This window comes from Paenibacillus sp. sgz302114 (assembly GCF_056120345.1).
Window position 1 is genome coordinate 41,754 of record NZ_JBVYOI010000013.1, and the last position, 19,716, is coordinate 61,469.

Here is a 19,716-nt window from a genome sequence, read left to right on the forward strand (position 1 = left end):
AGCCCAATTGCAACGCTTGTCGAATGATGGCGATTCAAAACCTGCCGAAGATGTTTAATGTAACTTGTGTATTACGACGCAAAGCACGCTTTCTAATTGAAATTACGATTCGAATATATAGTGTGAAAAGGAGTGCTCACAGTGGAAATCAGATCATTCTTGTTACCTAAAGAAGAAGTGTCATTCCTAACGACATCCGCAACGATGAAGACGGCCGTCGACAAGCTGGATGCTTGTCATTACACGGCTATTCCGCTCATCGACGAGGACGGCAAATATGTCGGGACGTTGTCCGAGGGGGATTTGTTATGGAAGCTGAAGCGCACGCCCGGGCTAAACTTCGATAACATGCACGAGGTGTCCATCACCGACGTCAAGAAACGCATTTACAATGAATGCGTCGCCGTTGATGCGCATATGGAGGATATGCTCACGCTCGCGGCTGACCAGAATTTCGTTCCAGTTGTCGACGACGACCGCCTGTTCCTAGGCATCATCCGCCGCAGAGATATTATCGAATATTACACTCGCAATATTACGGACTAACGGACTAATGCTAATTTTAGCCTAAAAGGAGGACCTACAGCGCTGCTGCACGCCGTAGGTCCTCTTTTTCTATTTCAAACACGGCCGAAGCAGGCTTTTCCCTTCACCAAAACTAGACATTTTCCAACCTTTTACACCTCTACTCCTGCCGGCAATTTCATGCTACCTTTATACATACACTTCGCAATCTTGTTGTACAAAGGAGAGAGTTCGCATGAGATTAATTTATGAAAACTACAGAGGCTTTCAGATTTACAAGTATGATGACTCTTATAACGCTGTCGCTCCGAATTTGAAATTCAATCACAGCCAACTCAGCCAACTGTTGAACAAGGTCGATCTATATCTCGATAGCCAAGTCCTTCATATCGCGACGTAGAACCTTGACTTATACGTTAAATTGTAAGCGTATACAATACAAAGGCATGCAGCGCTTGAATGCGGTGCATGTCCCCTTTATCTCTACCACAGATACCGATCGAGGAACGGATTACGGAACTTTCCTTGCGGATCGTACTTGGCAGCGAGACTTAGAAAATCAAGGCGTTTCTCATACAGCGACTTCACCCGCTCCGGCGCCATCGTGAACAGCTTGCCCCAGTGCGGGCGCGCCTCATAAGGCTCGAGCGCTGCTTCGATTAGCGGCAATACACGCTGAACCGCCTCACCAAGCGGCTTCCATGTAAAATGAATCGCGACCGAATCTCGTCCATAGCTTGGACTCATCCATAGCTGATCGGCGGCGATTGTGCGCACTTCAGAAATATACAGCAGCGGCGCAATATGCTCCCGCAGCTGATGAATCGCATCTAATGCAGCATAGGCATGCTTGCGCGGCACGAAGAACTCGCTTTGCAGCTCCTCTCCCGCGCTTGGGGTAAACTCCATGCGGAAATGCGGCAGCCGCTCGTGCCAAGGTCCCCGCTTGCCAAGCTGCTCGCTGCAAGGCTCTGCAGAAATACCCGGCACGGGATGCAGCGAGGTGACAGCCCTTGTCGCTCCGTGGAATTCATCTGCGCCGCGCATATCTTCTGCGCCAGCCAGATGCTTCAACCACACCTGATTAAAGCGATCGCTGCTCCAATCCGTGAATAGACTAACGCTGTACGCGCTTGAGTAAACATCGTCGAACCCGTTTTCCAGCTTGGATAACGCAAGGTTCTCATACAGCAGCTGGCTAATGTCAAAGGTCGGCATAATGTCGAGAGTCAGCTTCGTCACGATGCCAAGCGCCCCAAGTCCGACGATAGCTCCGTCCGCTTCCGGTTGCTCGCCACGCGTGACAACAACCGTTTCACCGCTTGCCGTAACGATCTCGATGGAGCGAACGACAGTGGCAAGTCCTCCGTTGCGATCCCCTGAGCCATGCGTCCCTGTTGCGCAAGCACCGGCAACTGTGATGTGCGGCAGCGAAGCTAGATTATGCAAAGCGTAGTTGTTATTATGCAAAAACGCAGCCAGCTCTCCGTACCGAATGCCGCCTTCGACCGTGACGGTCCCGCGGGCATGATCAAGCTCCAGCACTTGATTCATCTTCTTCAGCGATACCAAGCTGCCCCCCGTATCAGCAATGCCATTGAACGAATGGCGCGTCCCAAGCGCCCTCACTTGCTGGCGATTCGCCACCCATTCCTGAAGCTGCTCCACTGTTTCAGGCTCGAACAGCTCCGCAGCGTTAAACCTGTAATTCCCCGCCCAATTGCGTTCCTCTTGCATCATACCCTTCACACCTTCCACTTTGTAATTAGCCTAATACCGGAGCTGCATTTTCCAGCAGCTTCGCTTGTTCAGTAAGCCGAACGTAATTCGTCTTCCCCGTTCCTAGAATCGGGACTTCGGACAGATAGTGTACTTGAGTCGGAATGTACAGTGATGAAATCTTCTGCGTCTTGATATATTTCTTCAAGCTGTTCAAATCTGTATCTTCCTTGGTCGAGAAGAGCACAATGCGCTCCCCCTTCTTGTTATCGGACACCGAAACCGCATAGAACCCGGCATGCTCGAAGCATTGGCTAGCCAGCTTCTCAACATGTCCAAGCGCAACCATCTCGCCCGCAATCTTGGCGAACCGCTTCAGCCTCGATTGAATGGTAATAAACCCTTCATCGTCCACGGTTACAACGTCCCCGCAGTCATGCCATCCATCACAAGGCACGAACCCTTTGCCATGTATCAGGTAGCCCTTCATCACATTCGGCCCTTTCACGACAAGCGTTCCCCCGTGAGCAATGCCTTCGACCGGATTAATCCGGTATTCGAGGCCTGGCGCAAGTCTCCCCACCGTTCCCGGTTTGCGGACATCCGGCGTATTCGTGGATATAACGGGAGACGTTTCTGTAACGCCGTAGCCTTCGAAGATATGAATGCCGAAGCGCTCCTGCCACAGCCTCGCAACTTCTTCCTTCAGCTTCTCAGCGCCGGCAATGACGAGACGAAGCGAAGCGAGATCGCCGTCGCCCGCATTGACGCCATAACCCTCGAAGAACGTGGAAGTTCCGCATATAATGGTCGCTTTTGTTTTGCGAATCGAACTTGGAATTTCCCTGTAGTGCAGCGGGTTGGGGTACAGATAGACGGGCAAATCATTGATCGCGCCAAGCAATACGAGCAGGAGCCCAAAACAATGGAACATCGGCAGCGCATTAAAGATCAGATCGCTTGGCATAAAATGAACGACCGACAGCATCTGATTCACATTCGCATACAGATTATCATGCGTCAGCACAACGCCCTTCGGCTTGCTCTCCGTACCGGACGTAAACAGAATGATTTCGTTCGTTTGGTGAGCTGTCCGCCTCTTCAGCGCGTACCGGACAAACCCGTTTAATTTGTGGCCGAAATTGACTTGCTTCTGGATATCCTCCAAGTAGATGAATTGAACCGTGGAAGACAAGTGCTTCACAATGGAATCGAGGCCGCCCTTCTCGATAAAAGCTTTGGAGGTAATGACCTTCTTCACCTCAGCCGTGGCACAGCAGTCCGCAATGGATTCAGCGCCCATCGAGAAATTCAGCATACATGGCGTAACGCCGAGCTTGAATAAGGAGAACAACGTAACGACATTCCCAATGACGTTAGGCAGTAGAACGCCGACCTTCGATTGCCCTTCAAGGTGCTCCGGTAGGACAGCGCTTACAACTTGGATCGAGAGCAGAAGCTTCTTATACGTCACTTTGCCAAGCGGGTCTTCGATAATGGTTGTTGTTCTCCCTTTATCAGCAGCGGCAAGAAGCTCATTGTATAAATTGACATTGCGCTTGTCTCCCATTCGCGAGAGAAACGCGGATTCAATAATAGATGGATCGGAATAGGAAGCTTGCTGCATGATATAACCCCTTCTCTATAAATAAAACCAAAGTGGAGTATTCGCGTTAACAGCTATAAATTCCTTCACATTTACGACAAAAAAGACTGGATATAAGCTGCGTGCAAGCCTGCTTCTCGAAGTTCGCTACACGCGGTAATGGAGTCGGTATCGCCATCGTCGAATTCATCTCCTCTAACTGTGATCACATCAACAAACGTTGATATTGATAATACGACATCCATCCAAATTCACCTTCCGCTTGAAGGAAATGGATATAAATATGCTATTAGCATCCTCGCAGTTAGACTCTCGCTTTCACCGTCCGCGCGTACTCCGTCGGGGTCATATTCGTTTGCTTCTTGAATGCCTTGGAGAAATAGTGGATGCTGCTGAAGCCGAGCTTCTCTGCAATCTCCGTCATGTTATCGGTACGCTCGCGAATCATCAGCTTAGCCCGCTCCACTCTTGCATTCGCAGCGTATGCCATGACCGTATAGCCGGTCGCTTGCTTAAACAGCTCCTTGAGCCGAGTCTTCCCAATCATAAACATGCGGCTGATCTCGTCCAGGGACAGCTCGGTATCGAGGTGGTCATCCAAGTATTTGGCAATATGCCGCGCCAGCTCGTCGCTTGCTCTCTCCTTGGCGGCTGATGACAGAGACGGCTTGCGTGCATGCAACGTTTGTCTCCGCAGCAGACGAAGAAGAAACATTTCCAAGTAGCATTTGATCAGCTGCTCGCTGCCAAGCCTCGCATCCTCGCGGCGCTTCAGCGGATGCCGGAACGGAAATTCGAACGCATTCATGCCCTCTCTCACGATATCCGCCAGCAGATTGCGTTCTTCGTCTTCCAATTGAATGACAAGATCACGGAACTGGGTGATCGCTTCAGATTGGCATTCGAAGGTCATCACGATCACGTTCGGAGCCTTGCCGCCCACTGCATTGAATTTATGATACTCATTGGGTTTATGAAAAATCATCATGCCTTGCGTGAGCAAATGACGCTCTTCATCCGCCATCACTTCGATTTCGCCGCGATCGACGTACAGCAGCTCCCAGAAATTATGGCTTTCACCGCTGAACACGTAATCACGGCCGAATTCGAAATAGAACATCGTAATCATCTGCTCAATGACGATCGTCTCCGTAAGCCGCGTGCGATGATAGGCGTCCAGCTCTATGTGCGATTGTTCCATTGCTTTCCCCTCCGGGATAATAACCATTTTATAGAGACTAGCTTATCATGTTCTCTATCAGACATGAATGACAAAAAATACGGCTTTGAGGATAAAGAATCATATAGTCAATCCGCTTATACTGGTACCATCAAGCACATGAGGGAGGCTGCCAGCGACAATGAACATTGGCATTATTGGCTTCGGAGGGCGCATTCAGGGCGTCGCTAAAGATACATTACGGCAAGATCCGAGCTGCCGGATTACCGCTATTGTTGATCCGCGAAGCGAAGCGATTCGAGCGGATCGAGAGCGTCTTGGGCTTGGCGAGGACGTTCGCTACTACAGCACAGCGGAAGAAATGCTAGATGCAGAGCAGTTAGACGGCGTAATGATCGGAACAAGGTGCTCCGGCCATACGGAACAAGCGGTGAAGGTGCTGCCAACGGGGCTTCCCTTGTTTTTGGAGAAGCCTGTATCGACCAATATGGCAGATCTCATGAGGCTCAAAGCGAGTTATGAAGCGAATCCAAGTCCAGTCGTCGTTTCGTTCCCTCTGCGGGTAACCTCCATCGTTCAGCTGGTCAAGGAAATTGTTGATTCCGGCAAAATCGGCACGATCGAGCATGCCCAGGCAGTGAACAACGTCCCGTACGGCGGTGTTTATTTCCAGAATTGGTACCGTGACGAGAACGAGACGGGCGGGCTCTTTCTCCAGAAAGCAACGCATGATTTCGACTATATCAACTACGTTGTTGGCATGAAGCCTGTAACCGTCTGCGCGATGACTTCCAAGCAGATCTTCAAGGGAGATAAGCCGGCAGGCCTCAAATGCGTAGATTGCGATCAATACCGAACATGCCCGGACAGCACCTTGCAGACGAAGGTCGCTTCCTGGGAGTATTGCGCCTATGCCGAGGACACGGGCAACGAGGATTCCGGCAGCGCTTTAATCCGTTACGAGAGCGGCATGCACGTGTCGTACTCGCAGAACTTCTTCGTGCGGGGCGAAGCCGGTGCTCGTGGAGCCCGCTTCATGGGTTACAAGGGAACCGTCGAATTCGACTTCAACACGGGTGTCGTCACCGTGTACATGCATCATACGTCTCGCGTGGAAACATACCGAGTCGGGGCAGGCGAGAATCACTTCGGCGGAGACGCAGCACTCGCTGCTAGCTTCGTAGAGCTGATGCGCGGTACGACGAAGAAATCGGTATCGCCGCTGGAGGATGGGATCGACAGCGCGCTGCTGTGCCTGAAGGCGAAGGAGTCCGCGGTGACGGGGCAGTTCTGTGCGGTGGAATTTGATCGAGCGATTGTGGAAGCGAAACTATAAAACTCAATATCAAAATGAAACGGTCCACAGCAATGCTGCCGTGGACCGTCATGCTGTTATGGACCACCGTCAGGCTCGCAAAAAATCCAATTGGTATATGCTCAACGGTTGCCACGAACGCTATTTCGTCTCAAATGGCCCTTTTAGATTTTAACGGTTGTCAGCATCGTTATTTGCCTATATCGGCATTGAAATCACTCCATTGGGAGCAAATAACCTCTCTGGCGACCGTTAGATTATAAATAGTAGCTATTACGTGTAAATAAGCACTGCTGCAACCGTTAAAATACGAAGGAAGATCTCTCGGCGTTCGATAACGCTGAAACGGTTGCTGAGTGTCCGTATATGATCTCTCAGCGTCAAAGTGGCTATGAGTAATCGGCTTTTCGCGGTTGAGAGATCTACGAGCTCCTGCAAAGGCTGAGCTTGGTTAAACCGGTAGAACACAAAAAAACTGGAGTCTGAATGAGACTCCAGTTTTCGTATAGAGATTTTTTTCAATACGACGGGTTTAACCCAGCTTCCTATTAAGCGCTCTTCCGCTTCTCCATCTCGTGCATAATGCTCTCGCCTTCGATATCGATGTTCGGCAGAATGCGGTCGAGCCAATTTGGCATGTACCACGCGGATTTGCCCATCAGGCTCATGACCGCGGGAACAAGCGTCATCCGTACGACGAAGGCGTCGAACAAGACGCCGAAGGCAAGCGCGAGGCCCATCGACTTAATAATCGCATCCGGGGCCAGCATGAAGCCGATAAATACGGAGATCATAATGAGTCCCGCTGCTGTTACGACTTTGCCGCTGTCGCGAACTCCGTCTAGTATCGCTTTGCGCGGATCGCCTGTTTGAGCGTATACCTCACGCATTTTGCTGACTAGGAAGATCTCATAGTCCATTGCTAGTCCGAACAAAATACCGATCAGGATAACCGGCAAGAACGCTAAGATAGGGCTGGACGCCGGGAAGCCGAAGAAATGAATCAGATGGCCATCCTGTACGACGAAGACGACGAACCCGAGTGTTGCTCCTAGCGATAACAAGAAACCAAGAACAGCCTTCAAAGGAATAAGAATCGATCTGAATACGAGCACCAGGATTACATAAGCAAGCACAACAATAAGTGCTGCGAATACGGGCAAAGCATCGTTGAGCTTGTTTGCGATATCAATATTCATCGCCGTCGTGCCGGTAACGAGCAGCTCGATCCCGTTCTCGGATTCCGTCTTGCTGGAAAGGTCTCGAATTGCCTTCACGAGATCCTTCGTCTTCGTATCATCCGGTCCAGACTTCGGAATGACGGTCATGATATACAATTTACCTGATGGTCCAGGAAAGGGCTGTGTAATAGTCTGGACATCAGCCAGCCCACTGATCTCTTTCTGAATACCCGCAATAGCGCCGGCAGTCGCTTCCGTCGGATTAGCTGCTTGCGCTCCGATGATCAGGGAAGCGTTGAAGCCTTCGCCATATCCTTCGATCAGCAGGTCAAAAGCTCTTCTCTCCGTCGTTGCTGTCGACTTCGTCGTTCCGTCTGACGGCAAACCGAGATTAATATGGAAGAATGGAGAAGCGATCGTTGCAAGCAGCGCAATGCTTGCGAACGATACGAGCAATGGACGTTTCGTAACGAATGTCCCCCACTTGCTGGTCGATTGCTTCTTGCTGGCAGTCCGCATGCGCTCCGATGCCTTCTTACCTTTTGACGGGGAAAGCTTGTGACCCATCCAGCCTAATAGAGCCGGCAGCACGATGATAGATACGAGAACCGTCGTGATGACGCAAAGGGCCGAGGCGATTCCCATCATGGTCAGGAACGGAATTCCCGCAACAGACAATCCAAGCAGTCCGATAACGACAGTGACGCCTGCAAAGAGTACCGCACTTCCGGCTGTACCATTCGCAATGGCTACGGATTCCTGAACCGAGTACCCCCCAGCCAGCTGCTGCTTGAATCGGCTAATGATGAACAGCGCGTAATCAATGCCTACTGCTAGTCCCAGCATCGCCGCCAGTGAGAGCGATACGCTCTGAACTTCAATGAAGCTCGATGCAATGACGATGCCCAGCATGCCTATACCGAGACCGACTAGAGCCGAAACAATCGGCAATCCAGCGGCGAGGAAAGAAGCGAATGTAATCGCCAATATGACGAAAGCTGCGACAATCCCGATCACTTCAACCGGAAACTCTCCGCCTTCCGTTAGTACGACATCCCCTCGCGCCTCTGTCGTAAGGCCCGCTTCTCTTGCCACATCCATCTGATGCACGATAGCTTCCTTCGTCTCGCTCGAAACGTCCAAGGCTGACACTTTGAACGTGACTTCCCCATAGCCAATCTGCTTCGTCATGTTCAAATTCTTGAGCTGCATCGGCGTAGTAACGGACGCGACATCCGGCGATTTGCCTATTTCACCGATCGCCCCCTCCATCACCTTCTGCCACTTCTCCGACTCCAATGTTTCGCCTTCCGGTGCCTTAAAGACAACTTGAATCTTCGCTGACTGGAGACCTGGCTGGGAGAATTCTTTGCTAATAAGCTTAGCCGCCTTGTCGGCTGGTGTATTCGGGATCGTTAATTCATTGCTGAAGGAAGGTCCCAGCGTCAAACCAATCGCACCTAATGCGATTAATATAATAAGCGCGCCGAGCAGCACCTTCTTGCTGCTTTTGGCTGCCCACATCCCTAACTTATATAAGTATTTTGCCATGCGTAAACGTTCTCCTCTTCCCCATGCTGCCTCTTCTCTAGCTCTCGGATGGGTTTTCTTTTGGTAAAAACAAGATATCGTAATAATGATCGTTCTGGGCTCCATCGGCCTTCGCTTTCTCTTTGACAGCTGTCACGAATAGCCGAAAGCCTTCTTCAACGGTCGCTTGTTCGTCTGGCGATAGCGAGCTGAGGACGTCTCTTACATACTCGTTCAAAGGCTCCGGTGTTCGGTCTTTGATTTCCTTCAGAATCGGATCCGGCAGCGATATCTTCACAGCTCGCTTGTCGCTCGGATCTGTCGTCTTCATAAGAATGCCTCTTGCGGTCAGCCGTTCTACAATGTCCGAGACGGTGCTCTGCGTCATTCTGAGGTTCTGCGTCAGCTGCTTGATGCTGATCGACTGGTTCATCAGCACTTCAGCGATGACTCGCGTCTGAGGAACCGTGACCCCATGCTGCTCGGCATGCCTCTGCAGGCTCTTCATCATGAACCGGTGCAAGTAATCAATGGATTCCCGTAGAAACTCTGCTCGTTCCACGTTCGTTCTCCTCTCCTCAAGAAATACATCCCGGGCGATACATCGCACACGATGTATCGTGTTGGATTTATTTTAGCGTTCCCCACTTGGCATGTCAAATACGAAGGCAGACGACATTTATGCAAAAAGTCAGGACGATCGGAAAAGCAGTCTCCAATTCGTTAGTGCTACGATAGTATAGATAGCTGGAAAGGAGAAGATTACAAGGTGCGTCTTCAAATCTATAAATCATTATGGGGCATGGAGCATCTCACTTATCAAGATAGCTTGAGGCAAATTGCAGCCGCAGGCTACGAAGGTGTTGAAGCGCCGGTTCCCCGAGCCGAACATATCGACGAATTTATGGAGCTGCTGCGTGAGCATCGGCTGAGTTACATTGCTTTAATCGCTTCAACCGGCAGCTCCTTGAAGGAACATATCGAAACCTTTGCAAACGGAATGGGACGGGCGGCGCTACTTAACCCCCAGCTCATTATTTCGCATAGCGCACGGGATTGCATGTCAGATGAGGATCAAGCGGCTTTCTTCCGGGCCGCGCTTAGCGAGGAGCAAGCGCATGGCGTCGCTGTCGGACACGAGACGCATCGCCACCGCGCTATGTATACGCCGTGGAATACGGCAAAGCTGCTTCATCGATTCCCCGATCTCAAGCTCGCCGCTGATTTCAGCCACTGGTGCTGCGTATGCGAGACGCTTCTGCACGATCAAGCGGAGGCGATTGCGATTGCAAGCGAGCGTACCATTCATATTCATGCCCGCGTCGGGTACGCGCAAGGTCCCCAAGTGCCTCATCCGGCTGCCCCGGAGTATGAGCTGGAGCTTCGTACTCATGAGGCGTGGTGGAAGAACATTTTGTCGATCAGACAGGCGCGCGGACTCGATATCACGACCGCTACGCCAGAATACGGCCCGCCGGGTTATATGCACACATTGCCTTTTACAAAACAGCCTGTATCCGATCCGTGGGCTACCTGCCTTTGGATGAAAGAACGAATTGGGACAAGCCTCACCAGTTGACATAAATTAAGTCCAATAGTTTAGAAGAGATAGGATGGGATCAACACGTGACAACCTTTGCGATTGACGGACGTGATTTTGTAATAAACGGCGAAAAGCAGCTCATCATATCGGGAGCGATCCACTACTTCCGCATCGTTCCACAATATTGGAAGGATCGCTTGTTGAAGCTGAAGGCATGCGGCTTCAATACGGTTGAAACGTATCTTGCATGGAACATCCATGAGCCGAAGCCTGGACAGTTCAACTTTAGCGGCATCGCGGACGTCGTTCGATTCATCGAAATCGCAGCCGAGGTTGGCCTTCATGTCATCGCTCGCCCAAGCCCTTATATTTGTGCGGAATGGGAATTCGGCGGCCTGCCTTCTTGGCTGCTTGCGGAAGACGGTATGAAGCTGCGCTGCCATTATCAGCCCTACCTTGACCGTGTGGATGCTTACTATGATGTGTTAATGCCTTTATTAGTGCCGCTTCTGCATACCAACGGCGGACCGATTATCGCCATGCAGGTCGAGAACGAATATGGCAGCTACGGGAACGACAAGGCCTATCTGGCTTACCTAAAGGAAGGCATGATCAACCGTGGCATTGATGTGCTGCTCTTTACCTCGGATGGTCCTGTGGATCATATGCTGCAAGGCGGTATATTGCCTGGAACGCTCGCAACGGCGAACTTCGGCTCGAACCCGGAGAGTGCTTTTGCCAAGTTAAGCGAGTATGAGCCTGACGGTCCGCTTATGTGTATGGAATATTGGAACGGTTGGTTCGATCATTGGGGCGAAGAGCATCATGTCCGCGGCCATGACGATGTGGCGGATGTGCTCGATCGGATCTTGAAATCAGGCGCATCGGTTAATTTCTATATGTTCCAAGGCGGAACGAATTTCGGCTTCTATAACGGAGCGAACTTCTTCACGTCCTATGAACCTACCGTCACAAGCTACGACTATAACGCCCTGCTTACCGAATCCGGCGATATTACGGACAAGTACTTAGCCATCCGCGATGTCATCTCGAAGTATGCTGACATTCCCGAGGGGATTCTCCCCGAGCCGATCGTCAAAAAAAGCTACGGAACGGTTCAGCTGACCCAGCAAGCAAAATTATTCAGTCAGCTCGAGGCGATATCGAAGCCGGTGAAACGTGCCTATCCGGAGACGATGGAGAAGCTGGGGCAGGACTATGGTTTTGTGCTCTATACGACGCACGTCAGCGGACCACGGCCGCTTAGCAAGGTGACTGTGCAAGAAGTGCGCGATCGTGCGCTTGTCTACTATAACGGGGACTATCAAGGCGTCATTGAGCGGAATAAGCATGATTTGACGATTGAAATCGCTGATGGCGATATCGCCGTCGAGACGCCTGCGGAAGGCGCGACCTTAAGCCTGCTCGTAGAGAATATGGGACGCATCAATTATGGCTGGAAAATGCATGATCCGAAGGGGATTACGGAAGGCGTCCGGATCGAGCGGCAGTTTCTATATGATTGGACGATGCATCCGCTGCCGCTCGATGACTTGTCTGGTGTTGTCTATTCCCCGCTTGATGCTGGTGCAGCGACTCAGGAAGAGCCGACCTTCTATAAAGGCAGCTTCCAAGTAGACGAGCCTGCGGATACGTTCTTGAACATGAGCGGCTGGACGAAAGGCGTCGTGTTCATCAATGGCTTTAACCTCGGCCGCTACTGGGAGATCGGGCCGCAGGTTACGCTCTATGTCCCTGCGCCGTTGCTTCGGGAAGGCGAGAATGAAATTGTTATCTTCGAGCTTCACGGCATGAAGGCTCCGCAAGTTACGCTGCAGGAGCAGCCCGATCTGGGGTAAATGCGCAAATGCGATCTCAAGATCATTCCTTGCCGACAAAGCCTGAGCAAGTCGGGTTTTAACTAGAGATGTGGCATAGCCCAGGCACAAGATGCCCGAGTTTTCTCCGTGAGATGGGCTCAACCCGCCCAACGATCCCATAACTTCCTATACATTATAAAAAAGATCACCTGCCAGGTTACGGCCTGGAAGGTGATCTTTTTTGTGTGCGTCGAGAAGGCGGACGATCTTCGTATGGACGATATTGGATGCTAACGGACTCCAGATGCGTTATTTGGAGCATATAGCTCTTTTATGTGCTGTAACGGATTCCAGCGACGCTATTCCGTGGCTGCTGGAGTCCGTTACAATTATTTGAGCGCTACATTTGCACAAATAGGGTGTTTACGATCCGTTAGCCGGGCGAGCGAAGGACAGCGTACGGCTGCTAGCGTTCAGCAAGCAGCCGTACAGTCACGGTCGAGATATGAAGAAGCCCCGCCTTCAAAGTGCAGGCGGGGCAATGATCGCTTACAGCGCTCTAGCACGCTGCCGAAACCGGATCGGCGGCATGCCCACCGCTGAGCGGAAGGCGCGGCTAAAGTGAGCGGAGGAGGAGAAGCGCAGATGCAGGCCGATCTCCTCCATGCTCCAATCCATCGTCAGCAGCAGGTTCTTCGCTTCACGGATTCGCGAGCTGTTGATATACATGCTTGGCGAAACGCCGTATACGTTCTTGAAGCAGTGATGCAGATGCGTGCGGTGAACATTGAGCTGCTTCGCTACGTCATGCACGCGGATGTCTTCAAGCAGATGCTCTTCGATATAACAGGAGGCTTCGCGAGCCAGCCGGATTTGCGAAGGGGTAACTTGCATATCAGATAGGCTGACGCTCATCTGCATCAGACGGTTTGCAAGCACGCCTATGATCTCAAGCAGGCGGGCATGAATGCTGAGCGTGCGGATCGACCGCTCGATCTGCTGCAAGTACGGCTCCTGCCGCTGCTCTCTTTTGCCGCCTGAAGCCGCTTCGTTCTGCCGTCCCATCTGATGCAGGTCCTCGCCAAACTCGCCTAGAAACTGCTCGATACGAGCGAGCAGAGGCTCGTTATCCGCATATCGAAGCAGCGGAGAGGACGCGGACTGCATAATCGAATGAATATCAGACTGCTCCACGTCAAAGTGAAAATCGAAGAATAGGCAATCCTGAACGATTTCCGTCCTGTGATGCATATCAGAGCCGATCAGAATCATATCGCCTGGCGTCAGCACATACGGCTGTCCGTTGACCCACTGCCGAATTTCCCCTTCTACGCAGCATAGGAACTCGAAGTACGGATGCCGATGGCTCGGAAACGACCAGCCTGCAGGCTTCCTTGCATACTCCATTCCCGGAATGCGAATCGCACTGTACATCGTGGGAAGCTGAAATAAATGATCCATGAACGCTTCCTCCCGCTAGGCATGCTGCAGCTTGAATTGATCCAGCACGATCGGCTTACCGCCATCGAGCCTCGATTGCTCTGCGGCAAACGCCATCATATGGCTTCTGACGGAAGCCGCCGCCGAGGTCAATCCTTCGCCGCCGCTATACTGCCTGACCTCTTGCACGAAGCTGCGCATGATGCCCTCATCCCCGCCCCCATGCCCTTCGGCGGAAATATAGACCTTCACCTGTTCTTCTCGCTTGCTGGCGAAGTCATGAACCGTAAACGCGTTCTTCTCCATATAGCCGCGAATCTCGCCCTTCGTCCCCATGATCTGAACCGTTCTCGAAATATCATGCGTGAAGCCGCACATGCTGAAGGAAGCAGTCGCTCCGCCTTCGAACAGCATGTTCACAACCTGATGGTCGACGACGTTATTGTCGCTGCGGTACACGCACTTCCCGTAAGGACCTTCCTGCAGAGCTTTCAGAATGCCTTCCTTCGATAGGTCATTCGTAATTCTTCCGGCCCAGCCCTTGCCATCGCCCAGATAGAAACGCGGCGCAGAGAATGAGCACTGAGCTTCAACGGCACAACCGTTCAAACAGCGATCCGTCGAGCCTTCCGGAGCATTGCCCGCATGGAAATGCATGAGCGAGCCGAACGAGCCCACCCGCTCGCACGGCTTGCCGACGAGATAGGAGATAATATCCATATCATGGCATGATTTTGCTAGAATCATCGGACTTGAAATGTCGGAGTTGTTCCAGTTCCCTCTTACGAAGCTGTGCGCCATATGAGAGAATCCAACGTTCTCGTTCAGCTGCAGCGATACGATCTCTCCGATCCTGCCTTCGTCGATCACGCGTTTGACCGATGACCAGAATGGCGTGTAGCGCAGCACGTGGCAGATCGACAGAAGCCTGTTATTGTCCGTCGCTGCCTGCTCCATCTCGATGCATTCCTTCGGACTCGGCGACATCGGCTTCTCAAGCAGAACATGATACCCAAGCCCCAGCGCCTTCATTGTCGGCTCATAATGCATCCGATCCTGCGTACAAATCAACGCCATATCCGCGAGCTTCGGCTGTGCCAGCACGTCTTCCCAAGTCTCATAACATTGTGAGGCGGGGATGTTGTGTTTCTCTGCCATCTTGCTTCTGCGATACTCATCCGGCTCAGCCACCGCGACAAACTTGAGTTCATATGGAAACCGCTCCGCGTAAGCTGCGAGTGAATCCATCCCCCGATTGCCCGCACCAAGCAGAATTGCTGTTATCGGCTTCATGCCGCTGCTCCCCCTCTTGCAATATCTATATTGTTCTACTATCAACTAACACATTGGATAAAAAGATCGACAACGAAGAATGCGGAGTCAGCACGACCGGCGTGGCCAACGAACAGTCGCCGTTTGCTGCTTGAGTAACCGGAATCAAATCGCCTGCGAGAGTTGCAGCCAGCACGGAGTCCCCCTCCAAGAAAGGCAGGCGCAGCGTGCGAATAGGCAGCGTGCCGTAGAGTACTTGCAGTTCAACATTCTGAGGCGTAATCGTTACCGTTCCCCAGCCTGAATCGAGCGACCAAAATGCGGTAAAATGGCCATTCTCGGACGTTTGAACCGGATTAAACCCGATCATCCCTTCCACCATGTCGTACTCAAAGCCGCTGAATGCCGGCAGAAGCGCGTAGCTCGCCATCGACCTTGCGTAATGGCTGCCGCATTCGAATTCGTTCCACGGATTGCGCCGCTCCCCATCGTAGCGAGCACGAATAGCGCGGACGATCTCCATGCCCTCCCGTACCATGCCTTCCTGAATCATATGAATCGCCGCTTGATATTCAAAGCCGTTCATCGTTTCTTGATTGTACGTCAGCGGAATTCTCGGCATGGAGTCTGGCTTCGGCCAGGAACAGATAATGACCCCTGCTTCATCGTTCAAGCTGAACAGCCGCCATGCATTGAAATAATCGCCGACGACCCGGTAGTTATGCGCATAGATGGATTGCAGCGCCTGCTTCGTTTGTGCCTGATCGAAGATTTCACCAAGACCGCTCAGGTTCGCATGCCACTGTGCGATGACCTGATCAACGCCGCAGCCATCCCCGATTTGGTATTTCATTTCACCCGACTCCTCGTTCCAGTAGTAGTCGGCTACTCGGTCCTCATACCCTTCAACCATCGACTTGTCGGTCAAATCAATTTGCTGTACGTAATACTCTCCGTTGAATAGGTGCTCATCCGTCCATTTCTTCCCTTGCTCGAACAAGCCTGCATATTCCTCCGCCTTCACGGTATCTCCAAGGTAACGTGCCATCTCGGCGCCTGCCTTGAGCGCTGCGAGATAGAATCCGTTCAGCCAAGCGTTCGGCCCGAACAGCTCAAGGTCCAGCGTATGATGCTGGCGACCTTCAAGCACGCCATCCTTATTGAGGTCCCACTTGTGCTCATTCGTCTCCGCCCATGCGTACTCGATCGACTTCTGTATAGACGGCCAGTTGGATCGCAGCCAATCCGTATCCCCTGATATTTTCCAGTCCCGGTAAGCCTTCACGACGCCGCCGAACTGTCCATCCGCACAAGCGAACATGGAGTTCGGCTTGCCGAGCGGCAGCATCAAGCGGAACGACATTCGGCCGTCTTCACGCATGTTATACTTGTAATCCAAGTCCCGCATGGAACGCTCCAGCTTCGGGAACAGGAACGGCAGCGCATAAGCATAGTTCCAAACATGCGTACATGAACCTTCACAGCAGCCCGAATGCTCGATGGTCCCCTCGAATCCGTAGAAGGAACCGTCGGCAAGGCGCAAGCAGGTAGCCGTCTTCAAGGTCGAGATATTCGCTGATATCGCATCAATGGCTTCAATTGGAATGCTGGAGGAGAATAGCGCCTCCTTGAACAGCAGCGTATCTCCATATAGACGATCCCAATTCTTCAGCGAATATGCGCCGCTCTGCACGGAATTCTCGAACAAAGAAGCATAATAATTGCTCCACACGGTCGGATGCTCGGGATGATAATAGGGATCGTCCTTCGCTCCGTAAACTTCCGTGCTCCAGTAGTTGAAGCAGTTCGGGTAATTCCAAGTAATGACGAATCGGACGGATTTCGTCTGCCCCGGCTCAATCTCGATATGAGCAGCGAGTGAGCAAAGGTCCGATCCCTTGAACTCCTGATTCTCATAGGTCCGATTCTTATATTTCGAGGTTTCGGTAAAATCCCGCCAGAACATCTCGAGGTTATCGCACCAAGTGCCGCGATACCAATATTCCTGATAGCTGACATCCGCCGCATCTGTCGAGATGCTGATGTCGCCTCGCTTCGGGCTTTCGGAAGCGTATTCATCCGTGCCCATCTGGATGTGATGAAGCCCGTTCCCACTATCGCGAATGTATCGGTTCCATCTGACCGGGCTCGAGTGGGGGTTACCCACCGAAGCGTTTACGGTATAGGTAATCCGAATATCCGTCGTATTCTTAAGCTCAATCTCGAAGAAAGCGCCAGGAATGCTGGAATCCGCATCATTTAGCGGGATAAACGGATTAAACGCACGCATGGATGCCGCACCGGGAAATCTCTCATCGGTAAATTCCAGCTTCGCAAGCGGAAATTCCCCAGTAAACACACAGTCGCGAAAATGCGGTACGCCTGCCATAGTCGTTGATTCCGGCCCAAATCCGTAACCGCTATGAGGAACAACGCGCCGCTCCCCCATATACGAAGGCAGCAGGTCTCCATTCAGCACCCGGGCATCGAGCAGCTTCCCGCCAGCTTCTGCTTTTACGCTAAAATGGCTAAAGCTGTTGACGCTCCGTTTGTTAGGCCGATTGAATATCTCCCAGTCTACGAGCCGGCCGTTGCCGGCAAGGCCGATGCTGCCGCTTCCAATGCCGCCGAGCGGAAACACGATTTCTTTCGTCTTCTCTCCTTGGTAAACAAAGCTTGCCATCTCACACTCTCCCTATTTTGACTGAGTCATTATTCTTTCACAGAGCCGAGCGTAATGCCATGTACAAAATACCGCTGCAAGAACGGGTAAATGATGAGTACAGGCACCATAGTGACTACGATCTTCGCCGCATTCAATGTTTTGTTCGATAGCTGTGACAGACTCTGCAGCTGATCGGTTGTAAGCTCCGCTGTGTTGATGTTAACGACGAGCTGCTGCACATAGGATTGCAATGGATAATGATCCGGCTTATTCATGAGAATTAGACCGTCGAAGAAGGCGTTCCAATGGAACACGATGCTGAACAACGTGACTGTTGCCATGACGGGAACCGCGAGCGGCAGGTAGATCTTGAGAAGCAAATACCAAGCTCCCGCTCCATCGACCATCCCCGCTTCATCGAGCTCCTTCGGCAGCCCTCTGAAATAGTTGATGACGAGAATAATGTTGAAGACCGGAACCGCGTATGGCAAGACAAGCGCCCAGATGGAATCTAGCATACCGTACGATTTGATCGTCATATACCATGGGATGAGCCCGCTGTTAAACAGCATCATGGCGACCAGAAACCACATAATGATATTGCGTCCCGGAAATATTGCATTCTCTTTCGATAGCGGATAAGCCATCAATAAGGTAATGACAAAACTAATCGACGTTCCGAGAACAACTCTTTCGATCGAAATCAGGAACGCCTTAAAAAACTTCCGATCGCTCATAATTTCATGGTAAGCCGCCAGATTAAAATGAACGGGATGCCATTTGACGAGCCCCCCCGCCGCTGCGCTGCTGTCGCTGAAGGATACGGCAACGGTATACCATAACGGATAAAGCGTAGAGATCATAACGATGCCTAAAATCAGGTAAATGAGTGTATCGGCGGAAATCGAGCCGAATGAGCGTGTTTTAACCATGTTTCAATCACTTCCTTTATTTAGAAGATACGGTAATTCGCGAATTTGGACGCTAATGCGTAAGAAATGCCGATCAGCAGCAAGCTGACGACCGATTTGAGCAAGCCTACCGCAGTCGCCAATCCGTACTGCACATTCAAGAGACCTACGCGGTACACATACGTATCGATAATGTCGGAAGACGAGTACACGAGCGGATTGTACATGTTATATATTTGATCGAAGCCCGCATTCAAAACATTACCGAGGCTGAGCGTTGCAAGCAGCACAATTGTCGGTTTGATGCCGGGCAGCGTTACATGCCATAGCTGTTTGGCTCTGCCGGCTCCATCGATCGCTGCTGCTTCATAAAGGGATGGATTAATGCCGGTCAGCGCGGCTAAATAAATAATGGTATTAAAGCCGAATTCCTTCCACACGTCACTCCCAACGAGAATGCCGGGAAACCACGTATTGTCAGCCAGAAACAGGACAGGTTTAAAGCCGAACACACTGAAAAATTGATTCACAATACCATGATAAGAGAACATGTCTGTCACAATGCCGGCAAGAATGACCCAAGACAGGAAGTGAGGCAAATAAACGATCGTCTGTACAAAACGCTTAAATGCCATCTTACGAACCTCATTCAGCAAAAGGGCAAATACGAGCGGTACAATTAAGTTTGCGATAATCTTCATCACTGCTAGATAAATGGTATTCATAAAAATAACACGGCTGTCGGACAGCTGGAACATATACTTAAAGTTGTCGAGTCCCACCCATTCCGAGTGCCAAATGCCAAGACCGGAGTTGAAGTTCTCGAAAGCGATTGCAACCCCGAACAGCGGAACGAGAGAGAACATAACAAGCAGTATCATTCCGGGAATCAGCATCAGGTAATAGTTCGTAATGAATGCCTTGTTCTTCATCTTTGCTTTCCCACTCCTTCGTTTATAACAATTAGCGCCAGGAGCTAAGCCCCCAGCGCTAATCGCCAGCTCGTTCT

Annotated in this window: 15 protein-coding genes; 5 read left to right on the top strand and 10 right to left on the bottom strand. The window is 51.4% G+C overall.

All coding sequences use genetic code 11. The annotated features are described in order from the left end of the window. Positions 1 to 141: 141 nt before the first annotated feature. Both AC0LWF_RS23260 and AC0LWF_RS23265 read left to right on the top strand, forming a co-directional pair. On the top strand, positions 142 to 546 hold the full coding sequence (locus tag AC0LWF_RS23260) for a CBS domain-containing protein (protein WP_474653923.1): 405 nt from the start codon (positions 142 to 144) through the stop codon (positions 544 to 546). A 214-nt stretch (positions 547 to 760) separates the two neighbouring features. Continuing rightward, positions 761 to 925: a hypothetical protein gene (locus AC0LWF_RS23265; protein ID WP_474653924.1), complete on the top strand. Its 165-nt coding sequence runs from the start codon at positions 761 to 763 to the stop codon at positions 923 to 925. Positions 926 to 1,008: 83 nt separating this feature from the next. Here the strand turns inward: AC0LWF_RS23265 and AC0LWF_RS23270 are convergent, their stop codons facing one another. The 3 genes from AC0LWF_RS23270 to AC0LWF_RS23280 form a co-directional block, all read right to left on the bottom strand. After that, positions 1,009 to 2,262 (bottom strand): FAD-binding protein, encoded by a 1,254-nt coding sequence (locus AC0LWF_RS23270; protein ID WP_474653980.1) that lies wholly within the window; start codon positions 2,260 to 2,262, stop codon positions 1,009 to 1,011. Between the two features lie 28 nt (positions 2,263 to 2,290). Next, on the bottom strand, positions 2,291 to 3,871 hold the full coding sequence (locus AC0LWF_RS23275; RefSeq protein WP_474653925.1) for an AMP-binding protein: 1,581 nt from the start codon (positions 3,869 to 3,871) through the stop codon (positions 2,291 to 2,293). Between the two features lie 283 nt (positions 3,872 to 4,154). Continuing rightward, on the bottom strand, positions 4,155 to 5,051 hold the full coding sequence (locus AC0LWF_RS23280) for a helix-turn-helix transcriptional regulator (RefSeq protein WP_474653926.1): 897 nt from the start codon (positions 5,049 to 5,051) through the stop codon (positions 4,155 to 4,157). Between the two features lie 160 nt (positions 5,052 to 5,211). On the opposite strand from AC0LWF_RS23280, the gene AC0LWF_RS23285 reads away from it, so the two are divergent. Further along, a complete protein-coding gene (locus AC0LWF_RS23285) occupies positions 5,212 to 6,366 on the top strand; it encodes a Gfo/Idh/MocA family protein (protein WP_474653927.1) in 1,155 nt (384 codons plus the stop codon). A gap of 527 nt (positions 6,367 to 6,893) precedes the next feature. Here the strand turns inward: AC0LWF_RS23285 and AC0LWF_RS23290 are convergent. Both AC0LWF_RS23290 and AC0LWF_RS23295 read right to left on the bottom strand, forming a co-directional pair. Continuing rightward, the gene (locus AC0LWF_RS23290) at positions 6,894 to 9,077 is read right to left on the bottom strand and encodes an MMPL family transporter (RefSeq protein WP_474653928.1); all 2,184 of its coding nucleotides are present in this window, start codon (positions 9,075 to 9,077) and stop codon (positions 6,894 to 6,896) included. A 37-nt stretch (positions 9,078 to 9,114) separates the two neighbouring features. Continuing rightward, complete coding sequence (locus tag AC0LWF_RS23295; RefSeq protein ID WP_474653929.1) at positions 9,115 to 9,618, bottom strand: MarR family winged helix-turn-helix transcriptional regulator; 504 nt, start codon at positions 9,616 to 9,618, stop codon at positions 9,115 to 9,117. A 207-nt stretch (positions 9,619 to 9,825) separates the two neighbouring features. Between AC0LWF_RS23295 and AC0LWF_RS23300 the strand changes: the two genes are divergently transcribed. Both AC0LWF_RS23300 and AC0LWF_RS23305 read left to right on the top strand, forming a co-directional pair. Beyond that, positions 9,826 to 10,635, top strand: coding sequence for a sugar phosphate isomerase/epimerase family protein (locus AC0LWF_RS23300; protein WP_474653930.1), 810 nt, complete (start codon positions 9,826 to 9,828; stop codon positions 10,633 to 10,635). A 47-nt stretch (positions 10,636 to 10,682) separates the two neighbouring features. Then, on the top strand, positions 10,683 to 12,458 hold the full coding sequence (locus AC0LWF_RS23305) for a glycoside hydrolase family 35 protein (protein ID WP_474653931.1): 1,776 nt from the start codon (positions 10,683 to 10,685) through the stop codon (positions 12,456 to 12,458). A 510-nt stretch (positions 12,459 to 12,968) separates the two neighbouring features. Here the strand turns inward: AC0LWF_RS23305 and AC0LWF_RS23310 are convergent. The 5 genes from AC0LWF_RS23310 to AC0LWF_RS23330 are packed head-to-tail and all read right to left on the bottom strand — an operon-like array spanning position 12,969 to position 19,639. Next, positions 12,969 to 13,880, bottom strand: a complete 912-nt coding sequence (locus AC0LWF_RS23310) for an AraC family transcriptional regulator (protein ID WP_474653932.1) — start codon at positions 13,878 to 13,880, stop codon at positions 12,969 to 12,971. A gap of 15 nt (positions 13,881 to 13,895) precedes the next feature. Next, on the bottom strand, positions 13,896 to 15,152 hold the full coding sequence (locus AC0LWF_RS23315) for a Gfo/Idh/MocA family protein (protein WP_474653933.1): 1,257 nt from the start codon (positions 15,150 to 15,152) through the stop codon (positions 13,896 to 13,898). 25 nt (positions 15,153 to 15,177) lie between these two features. Continuing rightward, entirely contained in the window at positions 15,178 to 17,814 is a 2,637-nt protein-coding gene (locus AC0LWF_RS23320; RefSeq protein WP_474653934.1) for a GH116 family glycosyl-hydrolase, read from the bottom strand. A gap of 29 nt (positions 17,815 to 17,843) precedes the next feature. Further along, complete coding sequence (locus tag AC0LWF_RS23325) at positions 17,844 to 18,728, bottom strand: carbohydrate ABC transporter permease (RefSeq protein WP_474653935.1); 885 nt, start codon at positions 18,726 to 18,728, stop codon at positions 17,844 to 17,846. A 20-nt stretch (positions 18,729 to 18,748) separates the two neighbouring features. Further along, positions 18,749 to 19,639 carry an ABC transporter permease gene (locus AC0LWF_RS23330; protein WP_474653936.1) on the bottom strand — a complete coding sequence of 297 codons (891 nt, stop codon included), beginning with the start codon at positions 19,637 to 19,639 and terminating at the stop codon, positions 18,749 to 18,751. Positions 19,640 to 19,716 lie beyond the last annotated feature (77 nt).